The organism is Streptomyces sp. NPDC023838 (assembly GCF_040639555.1).
GTDB lineage: Bacteria > Actinomycetota > Actinomycetes > Streptomycetales > Streptomycetaceae > Streptomyces.
In genome coordinates, this window is sequence record NZ_JBFAAD010000040.1 from 1 (window position 1) to 19,146 (window position 19,146).

At 69.4% G+C, this 19,146-nt stretch carries 13 protein-coding genes; 9 read left to right on the forward strand and 4 right to left on the reverse strand.

Translation table 11 applies throughout. The annotated features are described in order from the left end of the window. The first annotated feature begins 443 nt into the window (after positions 1-443). On the forward strand, positions 444-3,212 hold the full coding sequence (locus tag AB0G17_RS32295) for an AAA family ATPase (protein ID WP_361390360.1): 2,769 nt from the start codon (positions 444-446) through the stop codon (positions 3,210-3,212). A gap of 170 nt (positions 3,213-3,382) precedes the next feature. Next, positions 3,383-3,931, forward strand: a complete 549-nt coding sequence (locus AB0G17_RS32300; RefSeq protein ID WP_361390362.1) for a hypothetical protein — start codon at positions 3,383-3,385, stop codon at positions 3,929-3,931. A 188-nt stretch (positions 3,932-4,119) separates the two neighbouring features. Here the strand turns inward: AB0G17_RS32300 and AB0G17_RS32305 are convergent, their stop codons facing one another. Then, positions 4,120-5,706: a protein kinase gene (locus tag AB0G17_RS32305; RefSeq protein WP_361390364.1), complete on the reverse strand. Its 1,587-nt coding sequence runs from the start codon at positions 5,704-5,706 to the stop codon at positions 4,120-4,122. 419 nt (positions 5,707-6,125) lie between these two features. Here AB0G17_RS32305 and AB0G17_RS32310 point away from each other — a divergent pair, with 419 nt between their 5' ends. The 7 genes from AB0G17_RS32310 to AB0G17_RS32340 all read left to right on the forward strand — a co-directional run bounded on the left by AB0G17_RS32310 (position 6,126) and on the right by AB0G17_RS32340 (position 13,862). Continuing rightward, entirely contained in the window at positions 6,126-6,977 is an 852-nt protein-coding gene (locus AB0G17_RS32310; RefSeq protein WP_361390366.1) for an MBL fold metallo-hydrolase, read from the forward strand. A gap of 340 nt (positions 6,978-7,317) precedes the next feature. After that, positions 7,318-7,989 (forward strand): carbonic anhydrase, encoded by a 672-nt coding sequence (locus AB0G17_RS32315; RefSeq protein WP_361390368.1) that lies wholly within the window; start codon positions 7,318-7,320, stop codon positions 7,987-7,989. Positions 7,990-8,315: 326 nt separating this feature from the next. Continuing rightward, positions 8,316-9,962, forward strand: a complete 1,647-nt coding sequence (locus AB0G17_RS32320; protein ID WP_361390370.1) for a SulP family inorganic anion transporter — start codon at positions 8,316-8,318, stop codon at positions 9,960-9,962. 317 nt (positions 9,963-10,279) lie between these two features. Beyond that, complete coding sequence (locus AB0G17_RS32325; protein ID WP_361390372.1) at positions 10,280-10,432, forward strand: hypothetical protein; 153 nt, start codon at positions 10,280-10,282, stop codon at positions 10,430-10,432. A gap of 136 nt (positions 10,433-10,568) precedes the next feature. Then, complete coding sequence (locus AB0G17_RS32330) at positions 10,569-11,912, forward strand: hypothetical protein (RefSeq protein ID WP_361390374.1); 1,344 nt, start codon at positions 10,569-10,571, stop codon at positions 11,910-11,912. A 133-nt stretch (positions 11,913-12,045) separates the two neighbouring features. Continuing rightward, the gene (locus AB0G17_RS32335) at positions 12,046-12,612 is read left to right on the forward strand and encodes a hypothetical protein (RefSeq protein WP_361390447.1); all 567 of its coding nucleotides are present in this window, start codon (positions 12,046-12,048) and stop codon (positions 12,610-12,612) included. Then, on the forward strand, positions 12,609-13,862 hold the full coding sequence (locus AB0G17_RS32340; protein ID WP_361390376.1) for an MFS transporter: 1,254 nt from the start codon (positions 12,609-12,611) through the stop codon (positions 13,860-13,862). Before AB0G17_RS32335 ends, AB0G17_RS32340 begins: the two co-directional genes overlap by 4 nt. 142 nt (positions 13,863-14,004) lie before the next feature. On the opposite strand, the gene AB0G17_RS32345 is transcribed toward AB0G17_RS32340, so the two are convergent. The 3 genes from AB0G17_RS32345 to AB0G17_RS32355 form a co-directional block, all read right to left on the reverse strand. Further along, positions 14,005-15,390, reverse strand: a complete 1,386-nt coding sequence (locus tag AB0G17_RS32345; protein WP_361390378.1) for a glycosyltransferase family 2 protein — start codon at positions 15,388-15,390, stop codon at positions 14,005-14,007. Positions 15,391-15,749: 359 nt separating this feature from the next. Beyond that, complete coding sequence (locus AB0G17_RS32350) at positions 15,750-16,844, reverse strand: glutamate--cysteine ligase (RefSeq protein ID WP_361390380.1); 1,095 nt, start codon at positions 16,842-16,844, stop codon at positions 15,750-15,752. A gap of 631 nt (positions 16,845-17,475) precedes the next feature. Further along, on the reverse strand, positions 17,476-19,053 hold the full coding sequence (locus AB0G17_RS32355; RefSeq protein ID WP_361390382.1) for an FG-GAP-like repeat-containing protein: 1,578 nt from the start codon (positions 19,051-19,053) through the stop codon (positions 17,476-17,478). Between the last annotated feature and the right edge of the window lie 93 nt (positions 19,054-19,146).

Here is a 19,146-nt window from a genome sequence, read left to right on the forward strand (position 1 = left end):
GTACGAGGGCTCTCGCCCGGCGCGCCGAGAGCACGCACCAGACGCCGCCGGACCGCCCTTCGGGCGACGACGGGAATTTGACGACAGGCCCTAGGAGCCTCCTTCGAAGTGGTCCAGTCCCAGGCCGTGTTTGAGTTCCCGGTAGTCGTGTTCGATCCGCCAGCGGTCACGAGGCAGACGAGTTCCTCGATCGGCGTGTGCGGCGGGAGGTCGGAGGGCCGGTACCCGTCGGGTCTCTTCCCCTGCCCGCCTGCTCAGAACCTGCTTGCTCCCCGTTACAGAGTCACTCGATCGGGCGAAGACGCCGCGGCGGAGGAACCTGCACCGGAGGCTCGCACGTGATGACGTACACAGGCGTGAGGGGTCCGAACGTGGCAACTGAAAGGCAGCCCCGGCCGGTGTCCAATTCATCAGTTCCCTGAGTCCGTTAGGAGGCGCCGACTGTGCCGCAGCAGACACCACCATCTCTGTTCCTGGGCAGGCAGGAGGAGCTGAGCAAGCTGACGACCCGGTTGGACTCAGCGGCCCACGGCGCGCCACAGATCGTCGTTGTCGACGGGCCCGCCGGGATAGGCAAGACCTCATTGGCCCGGCACTTCCTGTCCGGTGGCGCCGCGGAGTGCTGCGTGCTGAAGGCCAGTGGCGAGGAACTGGAGATGGAACTTGCGTACGGAGTCATCGCGCAGTTCGTAGTGCAGCTGCCCGACGTGCCGGACGCGCTGCGGGAGCTGGTCCGGGGCATGCCCGACGCCGCCCCGCAGGACCCGATCGGTGTCGGCGCCCTGTTCCTCGACGCCCTGGGGCAGATCCAGAGTCGAGCCCCCGTGGTTTTGCTGATCGATGATGTCCACTGGGCCGATACCCCCTCGCTACACGCTCTCACCTTCGCGTTGCGGCGACTGCGTATGGACCGGGTGCTCGCGGTTCTGCTCACACGAGACGCCAATGATCCCAGGCTGCCACAGGGCTTGCACCGCATCCTCCACGATGACACCACGCTCACGTTGACCCTGGAGGGACTCGGCCTCTCGGACATCGTCGCGCTCAATGCGGCCTTGGGACCGTCTGCCCTTCCCCGCTCGGCCATCGCCCGGTTGCGGGAGCACACGCACGGAAACCCGCTGCACACCAAGGCGCTGCTGCAGCAGTTTCCTGGGGATGTCCTCGGCGGCCACAGCGTCCTACCGACCCCTCGCAGGTACGAGCAGCTCGTCGCAGGGCATCTCGCTAGGTGCAGCGCAGCAGCACGCGGCCTCGTCGAAGCCGCCAGCGTCCTTGGCATGTCAAGCTCTCTGCATCAGGCCGCGCGGATTGGGGCTGTGCCGGACCCGTTGAGTGCGCTGGCGGAAGCGATGACGTATGAGCTCCTGGAAGAGGTTCCGGCCGACGCTGTGCTCAGGATCGCCTTCCCCCATCCGTTGCTGCGGGCCGCTGTCTACAGAGGGCTGGATCCAGCCGAACGCTCCCGCCTGCACCACCTGGCTGCTGCCCAGTCGGAGGACCGCTACGTCGCGCTGCAGCATCGGGTGCAAGCCGCCGTGGCACCGAACGAGGATCTGGCGGACGAACTCATTCGCTTCTCCACGCAGGAGTCCGAGAGAGGCGCCTGGGCGGCAGCTGCCTCGGCTGCGCTCGCCGCCGCACGGCTGTCCACGCACAGCAACCTCCGTGAGCGGTGGCTGGTCCAGGCAGTGGAGTACCGCCTGCTGGCCGGCGACGTACGCCAGGCCGCCGAGTTCGAGCCGACGGTCCGCGACAGGGAGCCCGATGCCCAACAGCAGTACGTACTGGGCCATCTCGCCCTGACCACGGGCCGACTGGAGGAGGCCCGCCAAAGGCTCGCCGCGTGCTGGGAGAGCTGCGGAGCGGGCACGGAAGCCGAAACCCTGCAAAAGGCTGCCGAGCAGATGGCCTGGCTGTGCCTCATCCAGGGCGACGCACCGAACATCGTCAGGTGGGCGAGGCGCGGGCTCGATCTTCCGCCGGGCAGGCGGTCGTCCTTTTTACGTGACTCCCTCGCTATCGGGCTGGCAATCTCCGGCAAGTACGAAGAAGGCATGCGCTCCCTTGCCAACCTCCCGCTCTCAGGGCCTCGCCACGCGCCCGAGCAACTGGACGGTCTGCTCGCGCGGGGGATGTTGCAGTTGTGGAACGGTCAGTTGCAAGAAGCCGGCCGGGATCTGAGAGAAGCCTTCGCCTCGCACCGGCGGGGTGGTCTGCCCTACGCGGCTCTTGTGGCACTGGCCTTCCTCACTGACGCCGAATACCGGGCTGGACAGTGGGACGAAGCCATCGCGCACGGCACCCAGGCTGTTTCCCTGGCCGAAGACACCGACCAGATATCCATCTTGGCCGTCGTGCATGCTTTCACCGCTTTCCCCCTCGCCGGCCGGGGTGACTTCGAGGCCGCCGAGGCCCATGCCAGGGCAGCGGTGCAGCACGCCCGGACGCTGGCCGACGTCAATGATGGCGCCTTCGCGGCAACAGCGCTCGCGCTGGTGCACAACGCGCGGGGTGATGACGAGAACACGGTGGCTGTGCTGAGTCCCTTCCTGAGTGAGGAGATCGTCCACCGCAGTGGCCTGGAGGAGGTCGGTATCGTCCACTGGCGACCGCTGCTGTCAGAAGCCCTGACACGTCTCGGGCGAAAGGACGAGGCCCTCGAGGTGCTCATCCCGTACGAGAACGGCGCCACCGAGCGACGCCGGTGGCTGGAACAGGCTTCAGCCGCGCGTTGCCGGGGCTTGCTGCAAGAGGCATATGGCAATCATGAAGCCGCCGATCACGCGTTCCGGGAGGGGGTGCAGCTCTGCAGGCAAGGAGCTCCGTGCTGGGAGGAGGCATTGCTGCACTTCTCCTACGGTACGTTTCTACGCCGCACTGGCCAACGTAAGAAGGCGGTGGCCGAACTTGAATCCGCTCATTCGATGTTCCTGCATCTGCAGGCCGCACCGTATCTCGAGCGGTGTATCCGAGAACTTGCCGGGTGCGGTCGCGTGGCAGCGCGACGCGACGGTCTCCGTCCTGCCGGGCTCACCGCGCAGGAACTGACCGTGGCAAGACTTGCCAGGCAAGGCATGTCGAACCGCGAGATCGCACGGGAGCTGGTCCTCAGCGTCAAAACGATCGAATACCACCTCGGCAACGCCTATACGAAGCTCGGGATCACCTCGCGGATGGGGCTGATTACCAAGCTCGACGAGGAATCCTGACTGGCCTGTGCCAATGGGCAGACCGGTACCCCTTTGCCAAACCCAGGGCCTGGCCCCTACACCCCGGGGTAAGGCCCGGGGGAATCACGGATGTGCTCGTCGCTGCGCTTCCGTAGCGTGCGAAGCCGATGGACTCCACATGGGAACCATTCGATCTATAAGGGGGGAAAATGCTGCCTTCTGCGCGGTCCGCCGCCTCTCGCTTCACCTGCGCCCTGGCACTGGGCCTTGCCCTTCTGGCGGCGAGCGGGTGCTCCTCACCGGAGACGCCCGCCCCGAAGCCGGCGATCTCCACGCCCAAAGAGCGCACTCCGGAACCTGAGCCGACACCGACGGGCCCCAGCCCGACACCAGCGGAAACCGACCCGGCACCATCCGACCCCAGTCCGACACCGCCGGAACCCGAGCTCAAACCACCCGAACCCGAGGTGCGCTGGTCTGTTCCTGACAGCGTGGTGGGCGTCTGGTGCGGTGGCGCGAACGACCAACCGGACGGTCACTGGACGTACGCCTTCACTGCGAAGGGCGAAGTCGCGGCAGAGAACGAGAGCAGCAGCTTCTACGGGCATGTCATCACCGAGGGAGACGTCATGACCTTCTACTTGGAGGGGAGTGACCCCTTGAAGTCGACATGGTCAGTGAGGTACGAGGAGGCACTCGGCGTCAATCTTCTCTACCTCGACAGCTACAGCTATTACCCGGGAAGCTGTGACTCCTGAGCGTTGTCCCGTCGATGATCTCTGAGTCGCCGTGTGGTGCGCCTCACTGCCCACGCCGACGCTGCGACCTGCAGGTTCTCCCGGTGTCTCACGGTGCTGCACCTACTGGCTCAACTCCGCCGGTATCTCCTTGTCGTTCGCCGAGACGACATCGGACGGGCGAGCCGCTGAACTGCGGGGTTTCCGGGTCATTGGCGAGTGAGGATCCCGGTATCGTTTCCGGCCTCCCAGCGGAGATGGTCGTCGTCGATGCGGGTGAGTGTTTGCTCGCCGACGCTGACGCATCTGCCTTCGGGAATGCTCTCTGTAACTACGGTGTCAAGTCCGATGGTGGATTCCTTGGCGGACAGGAGCGTCCCAGTGCCGCGGCACTTGGCATCAGAGCTGATCGTTCTTGTGACCACCACGGTGTTTCCGATCTTGCCCTGCTTGATCGTCATGCGCCGCTCCTGGTCGCGGGTGATGGTGCCTTGCCATACCCCCAGGAAGACCTGCGGGATGATTCCAACGGGAGTGGCCTCGTCCGTTGCCGCCGGCGTGGCGGGTGTGGAGGCGGACTGCTGGGGTGTGGGCTTCGCGGAGGGCTCGTCTTTGCCGAGCCTGGGCATGATGATCGTTAGGACGACTGCGACCAGGACGACCGCGACCAGGGCGATTGCCAGGAGAGAGCCGGTCAGCAGAGCCGGGCGTCGGGCATGACCCGTCCGGGAAGTCGGAGCCAGAGCCGCCATGGCCGTGCTGGAGGCCGGAGCCTCCAAGCTGTGCGGTGGGGCCGGAGGCGGCGGCGTAGACCCGGTCACCGTCACTGCGTTGTGGATAGGGGGGATAGGAACGGCAGTGGGGGTCTGCGGAACCGGAGAGGCCGGAGCCTTGGGGGCTTCCAGAGCGAGGGCTCGGGTGATCCGCCGTGCCACAGCGGAGGTCAGCGTCGGCGGAAGCCACTCCGCGTGCGCCGGTTCTGCCGTCGACTGGATCGCCGCTATCTCTGTGAGCTCCGCCAAGGTTGGGCGGTCCGCAGGGGATTTGGCCAGGCAGGCCACCACCAAAGCCCGCAGCGCTTCCGGTATGCCCGTCAGGTCGGGTTCTTCGGAGACGACCCTGAATAACAGGGCCGGTACACCGCTGTCGGTGGCAGTGCCGAAGGGCGCTCTGCCAGTGTTGGCGAACGCCAGGACGCAGCCCAGGCTGAACACGTCACTTGGCGAGTCCGCTTCGAGTCCGCGTGCCTGCTCGGGAGACATGAATCCGGGGGAGCCGACCATCACTCCGGCCCGGGTGACCACGCTGGCGTCGGCGGCCCGGACGATACCGAAGTCGATCACTACGGGTCCGTCGAGGGTCAGCATCACGTTGGACGGCTTGAGGTCCCGGTGGACCAGGCCCGCCGCGTGGATGTCGTGAAGGGCATGGACGAGCCTGTTGGCTATGTGGAGCACGGCCCGCTCAGGCAGAGGGCCGCTCATCTCCACTGCCTCGGTGAGGGTGAGACCCGGGACGAAGCTGGTCGCCACCCAGGGACGGGATGACTCGGTGTCGGCAGCGAGTACTGATGCCGTCCAGGGGCTGGCCACTTTGCGGGTCGCAGCCACTTCGAGCCGGAAACGGCGGCGGAACTCCGGATCACGGGCCAGATCCGGCTGGATGAGCTTGACTGCCGCGGTTCTGCCCTCGGGCGAGCGCCCGAGAAACACCTCGCCCATGCCTCCGCTGCCCAACCTTGCCAAAAGAGCGAAGTTCCCTACACGTCTGGGGTCTTCGCCACCGAGAGCGTCCATCAGAGGTCCCTTCCTCCTGGTCCGCCAATCCTCGCAGACGGGTATCTGCGGTGCGGGGCAATCACAGGAGGGCCCTCGGGGGCGGCACGCCGTAGCCCCCCTCAATCCCATCGTGGTCGTGCGGGGGGTGGTGCTTGCCGTCCCACGGGGCGAGCGGCGGAAGACCACTCGACCGCGTCGCCGAGGGCGAGCTGCGGGGTGGGCTGCCCCTGACACCAGTCCGGGCGCTCCTCCCCGGCCGCGGGCCACGATCCCGTGTTGGCGATGGCCACGGCGCGGCGAGACCTGCCGGCACCGATCGCACACCCCTCGTCGCTCACCGAAGCCGACCGTCACGAGTTCTGCGTTTGACGGCAGCCCGCCATGGGACTGCACTGGAATCATGGACGCTGCGGCGACTCCGTCTTAGGAGACCAGCGATGACGACCATGGAAAGCTTCAACCTTCTGCAGCCGTACAAGATCGCCGAGGAGACTTTCGTCATCCCGTGGGCCCTTGAGGCCCCACCGGTCGGCCACTTCCCGATGAATTCGATGGTGATTCGGGGAGCTGAACCGGTCCTCGTGGACACCGGGGCGCCCGCGGTGCGCTCCCAGTGGTTGGAGGCAGCCTGGTCCGTCGTGGATCCTCTGGACGTACGGTGGATCTTCCTCACCCACGACGACCGCGACCACGCCGGCAACCTCCTGGCGGTCCTCGCGGAATGCCCGAACGCGACCCTGCTGACGACATGGTTCTCCATCGGCCGCATGGCCGAGGAGTGGGAGACCCCCATCAACCGGTGCCGCTTCATGACCGACGGCGACACGATCGACACGGGCGACCGCACCTTGGTCGCCAAGCGACCGCCCTTGTACGACAACCCCACAACCCGCGCCCTCTTCGACCCGAAGACCAACGTCCTGTGGGCCGTGGACACCTTCGCCACGAACGTGCCGACTCCCATGCCCGAAATCGCAGCGCTGTCGCCAGACGAGTTCCGCGACGGCCAGTTCTTCGGCGGAAGCCTGGTCGCCCCCTGGGTCGCCCTGCTGGACGCCCAGAAGTTCGGGACGGTCGTCACCGACTTCCAGCACCTGAACGCCGAGGTCATCGCCGGCTGCCACTGCCCGGTCCTGCGCGGCCCCCAGATCCCCGAGGCCTACGACCTGCTCCGTCAGCTCCCCGAAATCCCACCCTGGGTGGAGTTCACTCAGTCCGACCTGGACCAGTGGATGGCGGTTGCCGAGAGTTCGGTTCCGCCCGAGCAGCCGCGGCCGTCGGGGACGTGAGCGGTGCCGACGCGGAAACCTTGCCGTAACACGTACGCAACACGCCTACGCCGTCCGAGAGTTCGCGCCCCGGTGTGAGGGGCCAACCATCGGAGCCCGGACCGATGGTCTGTCCGCGTACCAACCCACAGGCCAGCGGCGATTATTGCCCATTCTTTGGCAAGAATTTGCCCTTTCGGTGAGAGGTAATGCGAAGGCAAAGTGGAGGTGCGGCTGCCGTCAGTCGAGCCGGGGACCAGCCCTGGGCTCGCACCGCTGGCGCGCCGAGAACCTCAACCCTCTGACCCGACCACACCGCGCTCCGGCCCCCACGCCGCAGCGGCGCAGGAGGCAGGCCACCATGAAGTCACTGATCGATCATGCCCGTTCGTTCGCCACAGCACATGTGGCGGACCCCCAGCACACCGCGCGGTTCCGCGCCCTGGAAGCGGGGCAGTCCCCGCAGGCCCTGTTCATCACGTGTTCCGACTCCCGCGTCGTTCCCGCCCTGATCACCGGGGCTCGGCCGGGCGAGCTCTTCGAACTGCGCACGGCGGGGAACGTCGTCCCGCCCTACCCGGAGGACGACCGCCCCCAGGGCGAGGCGGCCACTGTTGAGTACGCCGTACGTATGCTCGGTGTCCGCGACATCGTCGTCTGCGGACACTCGCACTGCGGTGCCGTCGGTGCCTTGGTCCGCGGCGACGACCTTTCCGCCATGCCGGCCGTGCGGGGCTGGCTGGAGCACGCGGTGCCGCACGACGCCTCGCTGCGCTCGCTCCCCGGCACCCCGGCCGTCGCCGAGGCCGTACAAGCCCATGTGCTCGCGCAGTTGGCTACGTTGCGGGGCTATCCGTGCGTCAGTGAGCGTCTCGCCGACGGGTCGCTCGCCCTGCACGCCTGGTACTACGAGGTCCACACCGGCGCCGTCCACGCCCATCGGCCCGCGCCGTACGACGCCACCGGGGCCGGGGCGCGCGTCGCGGCCGTCAGGTCCGGCGAAGAAGGGCACCCCGCGTTCGGGCCTCTCTGAGCGCTCCCACTGCGGGACTGCGTGCTTACGGCGCGCAGCACGCTTCGCGGAGACCGGCGCGTCCGAGACGCGTCTGGGTCTGCATGCGTAGGCACATCCTCGTGCACAGGCATGTCCACATGCTCATGCGCGTGCGGATGAGTTGCCACTTCACGTCCCCTTCTCCTGCCGAGAGAAGCCGAGCCGAGCCGCGCCCGCGCGCACGCGCTCGGCGGCACGCCCGTGCCCGCAGCCGTGCCCGCGATCCGCAGACGCCGCGCCACTGGCGGCGCTCGGCACCCCTGAATCTGTCCCCCGGCCTGTCAGACCGACCGAGGAATTCCCACATGCCCCCCAATCCCTCCCTCCTGCCATCCTCCTTCGGCGAGTTGCGCCGCCCCGGCGTGCTGCGCCAGGACGTACTCGCCTCGCTCGTCGTCTTCCTGGTGGCCCTGCCCCTGTGTGTGGGGGTCGCCGTGGCGTCGGGCGTCCCGGCCGAACTCGGCCTCGTCACCGGTATCGTCGGCGGCCTCGTCGTCGGCTTCCTGCCCGGCAGTGCCCTACAGGTCAGCGGTCCCGCGGCCGGCTTGACCGTGCTCGTCTTCGAAGCCGTCCGGGAGTTCGGGCTCAGCATGCTCGGCGCCATCGTGCTGCTGACCGGCGCCCTCCAGATCGTGCTCGGCCTCCTGCGCTGCGGACGCTGGTTCCGCGCGATATCCGTCTCCGTCGTCCAGGGAATGCTGGCGGGCATCGGCCTGGTGCTGATTTTCGGTCAGCTCTACACCATGGCAGGACAGAGCCAGCCCCGCTCCGGCCCCGACAAGATCCTCGGGCTTCCCGGACTCATCGCCGACGTGGTGCGGGACGGCACCGCGCTGACCGCCACCGCGGTGGGCCTGGGCACGATCGCGGTGCTCGTGCTGTGGCCGCGGCTGCCCGCCAGGGCGCGGCTGGTGCCCGCACCGCTCGCGGCCGTCGCGCTCGCCATCGCCGTGGTCACAGCCCTGGACCTGGACGTGGCGAACGTGACCGTGAGCGGCCTGGTGGACACCGTGCAGCCGCCCGGTCTCGGGGACCTGGCCGACCTGGGCGGCGTGGCCGTTCTCGGTACGGTCCTCGCCTTCACCCTCATCGCGTCCGCCGAGTCCCTCTTCAGCGCGGCGGCCGTGGACCGTATGCACGACGGCCCGCGCACGCACTACGACAAGGAACTGGTGGCCCAGGGTGTCGGCAACACGGTGTGCGGCATCCTCGGCGCCCTGCCGATGACGGCGGTGATCGTACGCAGTTCGGCGAACGTACAGGCGGGAGCGCGCACATCGCTCTCGCGCATCCTGCACGGTGTGTGGCTGCTGCTCTTCGCGGTACTGCTGCCCGCAGCGATCGGCGTGATCCCGCTCGCCGCCCTGGCCGGGGTCCTGGTGCACGCGGGCTGCAAGCTCATCCCGGTCAAGGACATCGTTCCGCTCTGGCGCGCGCACCGCGGCGAGGCCATCGTCCTGGGGGTCACCGCCGTCGCCATCGTGCTGACCAACATGTTCGACGGCGTGATACTGGGCCTGGTCCTGGCCGTGGCCAAGTCCGCCTGGGAGACGTCGCACATCCAGGTCGACGTGCGCGAACTGACCGGCGGGCGGCTGGTGGTGCGGCTCGTGGGCAGCGCCACGTTCCTGCGGCTGCCGCGCATCCTGGAGACCCTGGAGGCACTGCCCGAAGGCCGGCCCGTCGAACTGGACCTGACCGGTGTGCGCCACCTCGACCACGCCTGCCAGACCACCCTGGAGAACTGGGCGGCACGGCACAACCGCGTGAACGCCGAGCCCGTACGGCCGGCCCCGGAGCACCGTGACCGCGAGACGCCCGCCGAGCCCGTCCCGGTGCTCCCCGGCGCCGTGAACGCGGCCCCCGCGGTCGCGGCGCGCGGCCACGACGGGGGAGCCGGGGAGCCCGACCGCGGTGGCCCGGGGGGCGGGAGGGGCAGCAGGCTCGAATAAGGCGCAGCGGTGTGGCGGCCGGAGCGTTCCGGCCGCCGCACCCCGCCGAGCCCCCGGCTCCCGCTGTGGCCCAGCGGGCAGCCCGGCCGACGAAACAGCAGCTGGAACGTCCGTCAGGGGCCCTCCCCGGTGGGGCGCTCCGCCCTGCCCGCGTTCCGTCCAATGCGGACGGCGACGCGGTGGGCCACTTCCCGCCATCCTCTTGACCCGTCATTGACGATCCATTGGAGTTTTCTTTACCTTCGGTGAGCGGGTTGCCGGAGATCCATCACCCCGGACCCGTGCTCACCGATTCCGTACACACGAGGAGGTCCCTCATGGACAAGCTCATCAAGCAGATGACCCAGGACACCGTCTGGAGCAAGTGGGTCGCGGCCAACTCGGCGCAGGGCGCCAAGGACGGCTGCATCAGCGCCGCGCCGAAGTCGGGCTGTATCAGCGCCGTCGGCAAGACCGGCTGCATCAGCTGACCCACCCGTATCAACGCACCAGCTGACCACCGGTACCACCGCATCAGCTGACCCACCCGACACCTGCGGGAGCCGTGCGTCGCGCCTGCGGCAGGCGGCTCCCGCCCCTTTCCCCGCGCGACCCCACGGAGGCCCCATGAGCCCGCAGCCCAGCCCCGACGTCGTGGACCGGGTCCGGGACATCCCGCTCTACCGGGCGTCCGTCGCCCGGGGTGACTTCCCCATCCTCGAAAAGCCGGAGATCGCCCGCGACTTCCCCGACAACTGGATGACACCCCGTCTCGCGGACGCCCTGGAGGCGGGCGAGGCCGAGTACGTCATGTCGACCGGCACCAACCACGCCCGGATGCAGCTGATACGGCCGCCCTACTTCCTGCTCCGCTCCTACTACCGGCTGTGGAGCGAACACCCCGACCTGCGCGCCACCTGGGAGTCCGGGGCCGCCCGCATCTCCCTGACGACGGTGCTCGCCACCGAGCACGTCGCACGCGTCAACTCCGGCAAACCGGGGGCCACTCCGGGCGAACGGTGGCTCGACGGCCGCACGCTCTACCTCAACCGCACCCTCGACCCCGCCGACTGGGACCGCGCCGAGGTTCGCCGGATGCTCGCCGAGATCCGCGACGTCAGCCGGGCCCACCCGGTCGGCGCCTACCACCTGGACTGCTCCGGTTACCACCTCGCCCACCTGGTGCGGAAGGTCGACGCGTGGGGGCTGTGGGACGAGTTCCCCCGCCCCGGCAGCATCGTCCACGCGTACGAGTACACGCCCTCGAACGTCCGCGCCCTGCTGCGCGAGCGCTTCGGCTGCCCGGTCGTGGACCTGTTCGGCAGCACCGAGCTCGGCTACCTTTACTCCAGTGACCCACGCACCGGCCGCTACCGTCCGCATCTGGACGACATGAGTGTCGAACTCATCCCGGTCGCCCCCGGCAGCGGCATCCAGAGCCTCATCGTGACCAGCCTCCGCAACCCCTATATGCCGCTGGTGCGCTACCGCTCCGGCGACTGCGTACGCACCCTGGACGGTTCGAGCGACCCCACGCGCATCGATGTCTTCTGCGGCCGGGAGAAGGAACTGCTCCCCACCCCGCACGGTCCCGTCGCCCAAGCCGACCTCGACGCCCGTATCACCGCGGTGTCCCGCCGCGTCTTCCTGCACCAGCTGCGCCTGACCAGTGCGGCCTCGCCTGCCCGGCCGGGCCCCGAGTCCGTCAACGCCCGTAGTTTGTCCGGCCCTTCGGGCATCAGGGCTGCGGCCGTACCGACGCACCCAGTAGGCTCAGCGGCTGCGCCGGGGGAGACCCGCGCAGCCCTGCACTACACCACGTTCGACGGCGCCCCGCTCGACGCGACGGAGGCGGCGGACCTCCTGGCGCAGGTCCGCGCACTCACCGGCCGCGACTGCACGCTGGTCCACCGCACACATCTGCCGATCGGCCGCTCTGGCAAGTACGCCTGGCTGGCCGGCCCCTCCTGAGACCGCAACACCACCCGGCCGCAGGCACACACCCGGTCACCCGGGCAGCGCCCACCGGCACCCGCCGGCCCCAAGTCTCCGAGCCGCCGTACCCCCTGTCCCTCCGCGTCCGAACGGGATCCCGCCCATGACCCTGTCCGCAACCTCCGCGCCCCTCGCGGTCGCCACGTCCCCGGCCACCCCCGCGCCGACCGCCGTCGAACTGCTCGGTACCGCGTTCCACGAGGAAGTCGTCGGGCACTTCACGGCCACGACCGGCCACGACAGCTCCCATGTGCGGCACCAAGTACGCGAGTGTCTGCGCTACTTGTACCTGGTCTCGCAGTACCCCGAGCGGCTCGGCGGACTGTTCCTGCCAGTGGAGCAGGAGATCGACGAGATCTGGCACTTCCTCATCCTGCAGACCCGCGAATACCGGGAGCTGTGCGAAGGCCGTCTGCCCGGCGGGTACTTCATCCACCACCGCAGCATCGCCTACACCGACTACACCGCAAGTCCAAACGAACGGGCCGAAGAGAAGGCGCGAGTAATCGCTGCCGAGGAGGCCCTGCGCTGGATCCCGCTCTACACCGCCTCGTTCGGGCCCTTCGACGAGGACGCGCTCCCGCACTGGACCATCGTGCGCTTCCTCAACGAGCAGTTGGGACTCGACCTGACGGAGATCTCCGCGCTGGATCCGTCCGACAGGACGACCGAGTGACCTCCGCGCCCGCCCGGGACCCGGGGCCCGCCCCGCCAGAGGTCCAGCTCCGCATCCTGAAGGTGCTGGTCTTCTCGCAGGCACTCGGCGGGGCGGGGATGGCGGCGGGCATCACCGTCGGCGCACTGCTCGCCCAGGACCTGCTCGGCTCCACCGGGCTCGCCGGACTGCCGGTGGCCCTGTTCACGGCGGGCGCCGCGGCCGGGGCACTGGGCACCGGACAGATATCCCAGCGGTGGGGGCGCCGCCCCGGACTGGCACTCGGCCACGCCACCGCCGCCGTCGGCAGCGTCGGGGTGGTCGCTGCCGCCACCGCCCGTACCGTCCCCCTGCTGCTGTTCTCCCTGTTCGTCTACGGGGCTGGAACGGCCACCAACCTCCTCGCCCGGTACGCCGGAGCCGACCTGGCCGCGCCCGAGGAACGCGGCCGGGCCACCGGGACCGTACTGCTGGCCACCACGCTCGGTGCCGTCGCCGGGCCCAGTCTGGCCGGACCCACCGGAGCCGTCGCACATGCGTGGGGCCTGCCCCGCCTGACGGGCCCCTTCCTGCTCGCCGTCGTGGCGTATACGGCTGCCGCGCTCGTGCTGGCCCTGTGGTTGCGCCCCGACCCGCTGCTGCTGGCGCGTGAGTGGCAGAACGGACAGGCGACGGAGTCCCGCGGGCGGCGTGGTCACTCGGGTGGGGCGGGAGTGGTCGCCGGCGCGGCGGTGATGGTCACCGGGCAACTGGTCATGATCGCGGTCATGACGATGACGCCGGTGCACATGACCGGCCACGGGCACAGCACCCAGGCGGCAGGGCTGGTGATCGCGCTGCACGTCGGGGCGATGTTCCTTCCCTCGCCACTGACGGGGTTGCTCGTGGACCGCGTCGGGCGGCTGCCGGTGGCCACCGCGTCCGGCGGGGTACTGCTGGCGGCCGGAGTGCTCGCCGCACTCGCCCCGCCCACCGGAACCGCCGGGACGGTGCTGCTGGCCACGGCCCTGGTACTGCTCGGCGTCGGATGGAACCTCGGCCTGGTCAGCGGGTCGGCGCTGGTCACGGACGCCGCCGCGCCCGAGGCACGAGCGGCCACCCAGGGCCTGGTGGACGTGGGGATGGCCATCGCCGGGGCGACCGGCGGCATGGTCTCCGGGCTGGTGGTGGCCGGGAGCGGGTACCGGTGGCTGGCCCTCTGCGCGGGCGTGGTTGCCCTGGCCGTCATCCCGCTCGTGGCCCGCGCCTCCCAGTCCCGCTCGACGGTGTAACGCTCACCGAACAGGAGACGCCGACCTGTTCACCACCTACAACGGCCCCCCGCCGGTTGCTGGACCAGCCGGCCCCGGTTCAAATAAGAACATTGAGGGGTGGCGCCCGGTGCTACCTCTGCGGCGCCGTATAGCAAGAGCATCAGCCGAGCTCCCGGCGCCCGTGGCCGGTCTCGGCGGGCGCCGCGGGGCCGACGATCGCTCTCACGGGGGCCTCCTGGACACGCTCGGTCTTGGCCCAGCCCTTGCGTCGGGTGAGCATGCGTCCTACGGCGCGCCAGGCGGCGACGAAGCTGACGTAGCTCCACAGCACCAGGGCCTGGGCGTAGCCGGCCGCTTTCCCCAGGGGCACATCATCCGTGCGTCGCCAGTACACCAACGCCAGCGCCAGGTATCCCGCGAAGACCAGCGCGTAGCAGCCCAGGCCGCCCAGCACTTGAGGCCACCCATGCTCTGCCAGGAAGTGGACCAGCTGGGGCGCGTGCCCTCGTGCGAGGCGGTAGAACACATACTGCTGGACGAGCGACCATGGCAAGGTGATCAGGTAGGGCAGCAGCAGGTAGCCGGTGAGTTCGGTTCGGGTCGCGAGCCGGATGCCGGGGCGGGCCCACAGTTCGGGGAGGCGCGTGATGGCGCTCATGTGGCCCTGGTGCCAGCGGGTGCGCTGACGCAGGAGGCGGCGAGGGTCGGTCAGGCCCTGCTGGGACACGTAGGCGCTCATGGTGGACGTCACCGTCCAGCCATGGACGGCAAGGCTGATGCCCAGGTCGAGGTCTTCGGTCAGAGAGTCCGACCACGGTTGTCCACCCACACTGTCCAGCGCGGACAGGCGGGTGAACTGGCCGTTGCCGCCCATGCTCACCGACCCCGTGGCCGCCCGGCCGAACTGGCTGAGCGCGCTCAGGGCCCAGAACTCGAAGTCCTGGAACCGCAGGGCAACACGGTCGCGCTCCCGGATCCGCACTGCCAGTTGCACACCGCCCACCTCCGGTGCCTCGAAGAGCGCGGCCACGTGGGCCACCGCACCCGGCGTCAACCGGCCGTCGGCGTCGAGCACGCACACCAGCACCCGCGCCGGGTCCAGGCCCGCCTCGCGGACTCGGCAGCGCACATGGCGCAGACCGGCGTTCAGGGCGGCTCCCTTTCCGCGCCGGGCCTCGGGCAGCGCCCGTCGCACGATCGCGACGCGGTCTCCGCCCGCGGCTTCGGCGAGGCCGGCGGTGTCGTCGTCGCTGCCGTCGTCGATGACCACGGCCCGGACCCCGGGCTGCAGGTCCAGCAGACAACGGACCGTGTTCGCGATGACTCGCGCCTCGTTCAGGCACGGGACCACGACGAACACCGTCCAGCCGCAGGGCAGGGCCAGGGGCGCGCCGTCCTTGAGTGCGAGCTGACCTCGCAACGACGCGTCGCTGCGGCGGGCGAACAGGAGACCGCTGACGAACAACGGCCCGTTGTACGCCAGCGTGATCACGATGACGAAGAGCCCGACGTCGCGCACGACGGTGTCCCAGGGGGCCACAAACATGCCTTTCATCCCACCTGCGGGGTCGCCCACCCAAACCGTGCAACCACAACCCCCTGGGTCACGTCGGACCCGTGAGTGCCGCACGCCAGCCGCCCGTTGCCGGTGTCCAGCCGGCTGCCCTGCGAAGGCCGCGGGCGCGGCTGCCCGCGAAATGGCGCAGTGTGCGGCCCACATGCTTGCGCACTGGCAGTAATTTTACAAATACAGGGCGTGATGAATGGGCGGTTTCACTCTCCATCCGGTGGACGTAGACGTCGACGCGTCGCCGGCCTGGGCCGTTCCGTGTGACGGCGGCATTGATGTGAGTGCTCGCCCAAATGACGGTGCAAGTACCGACATGGCCCGCCGTACGCCGGAGGTCAAAAATGGGTGCCGGCCGTCAGCAGCGCGGCCAGCGCCGAGGGACCGCCCCGCTCCCAGGCCGTCCGCTGCCTGGCGGCGCCCGTCCCGTCCGAGAGCAGGCGGGCGAGGGCCCCGGCCACCCGGTCCGTGTCCCCGGCATCCTTCAGCGCGGGAGTGACGTACTCCAGAAGTGTCGTGACGACGTCTGCGGCCGGTGCCGGCCGCAGACGCACCGGATCAAGCAGGGTCCCCGCAAGACCGTCGCGCGCGCCGTGCCACACGGCCGCCGCCAGCAGCTCCTGGGGTACCGGCACGAGAGCGGACCCCTGTCGCACCTGCCCCGCGAGGGTCGTCGTCAGTGCTCGGAGCAGGCCCGCGAACATCACCGCCTCCTCCGCCCCCAACTGAGTGTCCATGGCACGGATCTCGACGGTCGGGTAGCGGTCGGAGAGTCTCGCCTGCCAGTACAGCTGACCGCGGCCGCGGATCATCCCCGCCTCGATCAATCCCGTCGTCCGCGCACGGTAGTCCCGGGCGTCGGCGAACAACGGCGGCGGACCACCGACGGGCCATCGCCCGTACGCGATGGTGCGCCAGCTGGAGAACCCGGTGTCCCGTCCGTCCCATAGCGGCGAGTTGGCGGCCATGGCCGTCAGCGCCGGCAACCACGGGCGCAACCGGTTGAGCACGCCGACGCCCAGTTCCCGGTCCTCGATGCCCACATGGACGTGCATGCCGTTGATCACGTGTTCGTGGATCAGTGGTGGCGTGTCACCGGCCAGATCCTCATACGGTGGCCCCTCCGTCACCAGGACCGGGCCCGGCCCGCGGGACGGCCCCGCTCCGGTCGCCGCCACCCGGCATCCGGCGGCCGCTGCCGCCTCGCCCACCAGACGGCGCATCCTCCCCAGATGCTCGGCCACCTCGTCGAGTTCCCTGCACACCGGAGTGCCGATCTCGATCTGCGCCCGCAACAGTTCGGGCGACAGGTCTCCCGGATCGCTCCCCAGAAGCGCCCGGGCGGCTGACAGGACCCGGCTGTTCCGCGGCACCGGACGGAGGCTGTCCGCCTCGACCAACAGGTACTCCTCCTCGACACCGAAAGTGGTCATCCGGTGCTCTGCCGAGGAGTCGGTCGCGGTCGCGCCGTCTGGCCCCACTCGCCTCCTTGATGCCGACCGTACTGCGCCTGAAGAGGTCTCTGCCTCACGTTTGGCCTCCCAGGCCCGTTGTCGTCGAGCCCATCCTGCCCGTTGGGCACTGGGCCATTCCGCACGCGGACATCTGGCGGCCACGCGGTTGAGCCAACCGGCGGCCGATGTCCGTCGCAAGGCCCAGCAGACTTGTCATCGGCCGCGGCCTCGGCGGCCTCGGTGTCCCGGGTTGCTGGCCGCACGCAAGACAACGCCTCGTTCTCGAAGAAGAATTCGGCGCGTCAGGTACGGCGTTGTGGGCCGCCGTGGAATGGCGGCGCCGAAGCTGGTGGCGGGGGCATCGCGTTCCGGACCGGAAGGCTTTGCGTGGGACCTTGTTCGCTCGCCCCGCGCCGCCAGGGTGATCTCCGCCTGCGAACATCCTGCCAGGGTCACCTTCGCGTGTAGTGCGACACCGTAACCCGCCGGAGCGGGCCTTGGGACCGGAACGGGGCTCAAGCACGGCCGCCTCGTGCCAGACGGATGGAGGCACGAGGCGGTCAGTGGCAGGCGGCAAACCGGTATGTCTGCCTGTCCAGGTGCGGCGAGGTCAGGCGCCGGACGCGACCTTGCCCAGGTCGGTCCAGCCGCCGTGGCCGTCTCCGCCGTTCCAGGCGAACACGGTGGCGCTGCCGGCCGTACCGGCCAGGACGTAGTCGGCGTGGGTGTCGGCGTCGAAGTCGACGAACTGCACCTTGGTGTGGTCGGTGGTCAGGCCGGTGGCGATCTGGCCCATGCCCTGCCAGCCGGTGTTCGGGACCAGGTCGCCGCCGCGGTTGAGGTAGAGGTCGACCTTGCCGTCGGGCTTGACGAGGTAGTAGTCGGCCTTGCCGTCGCCGTCGTTGTCGGCGAAACGGACCCGGCTACGGTCGCTGCTGGCTCCCGTGGTGATCTGGCCGATGCCGTCCCAGCCGGAGTTCGGCACCAGATCGCCGCCGCGGTTGAGGTAGGCGGTGACGGCGCCGCTGTCGTTGAAGGTCAGGTAGTCGGTGCGGCCGTCGCCGTCCCAGTCCGCGAACCGGACCTTTCCGGGGTCGGTGGTGGTGCCTCGGGCGATCTTGCCGATGGCGTTCCACCCGCCGTGTCCGTCGCCGCCCTGATTCAGGTAGGCCTCGACGGAGCCGTCGGTGTTGATGAGGAGGTAGTCGGCCTTGCCGTCGCCGTCCCAGTCCGCGAAGCGGACACGGTTGCGGTCGTTGGTCAGCCCCATAGCGACCTTGCCGAGGCCCTCCCAGCCGCCGTGGCCGTCGCCGCCGCGGTTGAGATACACCTCGACATTGCCGTTGTCGGCGACGGTGAGGTAGTCCGGCCGGCGGTCGCCGTCGAAGTCGGCCCAACGGACCCGGTCGTTTCCTCCGGCCTCGTTCACCGCGGCCGAGCGACGCGAGGTCAGGGAGGTCACCCAAGCGCCGAGGTCGTCGACGCGAACGTCGACCGCGCCGGTGCGGGTCTCCGCCGCGTCGGTGCCGAGGCACCCGCCGCGCCAGGAACGGGAGTTGACGGCGGCCAGTTCCACGCTGCCATTCTTTACGCGCAGGGCGGGGCCACCTGCGTCGCCCTGGCAGATCACCGCGCCGGCGGAGCCGTTGAGCGCGACGGCTCCACTGCCGACGGAGGACACGGTGAAAGCGCCGGAGTGCAGTTTGTCGGGCACCCACTCGGTCTTGGTGCGACCGAAGCCCACCGAGGTGAGCTGCTCGCCGGCCGTCGGGGCGGTGGCGGCCAGCTTGACCGGGGCAGCAGCGACACGGCGGGCCAACTTGACCATCATCAGATCGCGGTCGGCGTGCGGGACGACCTCCACGGCCTCGACCACAACGCCGCCCGACTTGGTGAGGTCGGTGCGACCCACCGTCACGGTGACCTTGAGACCGGGCTTTCCAGCCGGTGCGGTCTTGCCGTCGACTATGAAGCAGGAGGCCGCGGTCAGCACCCACTGCGGGTCGACCAGGGCACCGCTGCACGCCGAGTTCTCGCCGACGTTGAGCTTCGTTGTGAAGGTGTAGGTGTCGGTGGGGACGTCGCTGCCGGAGAGGGCGGAGGCGGGGGGAGTGGTCAGGATGCCGCTGCCCATGGTCGTGGCGAGCACGGCGATGGTCCACCAGTGGCGTGAACTCTTTATGGTCATCTCAATTCCTTGCCATACGTGCTGGTTGTGTAGCCAGGCCGGTGAACCCGGCCCGATTCTGCGCCGGGGCAGGGTCCGCTCGAAGGAGCTTCC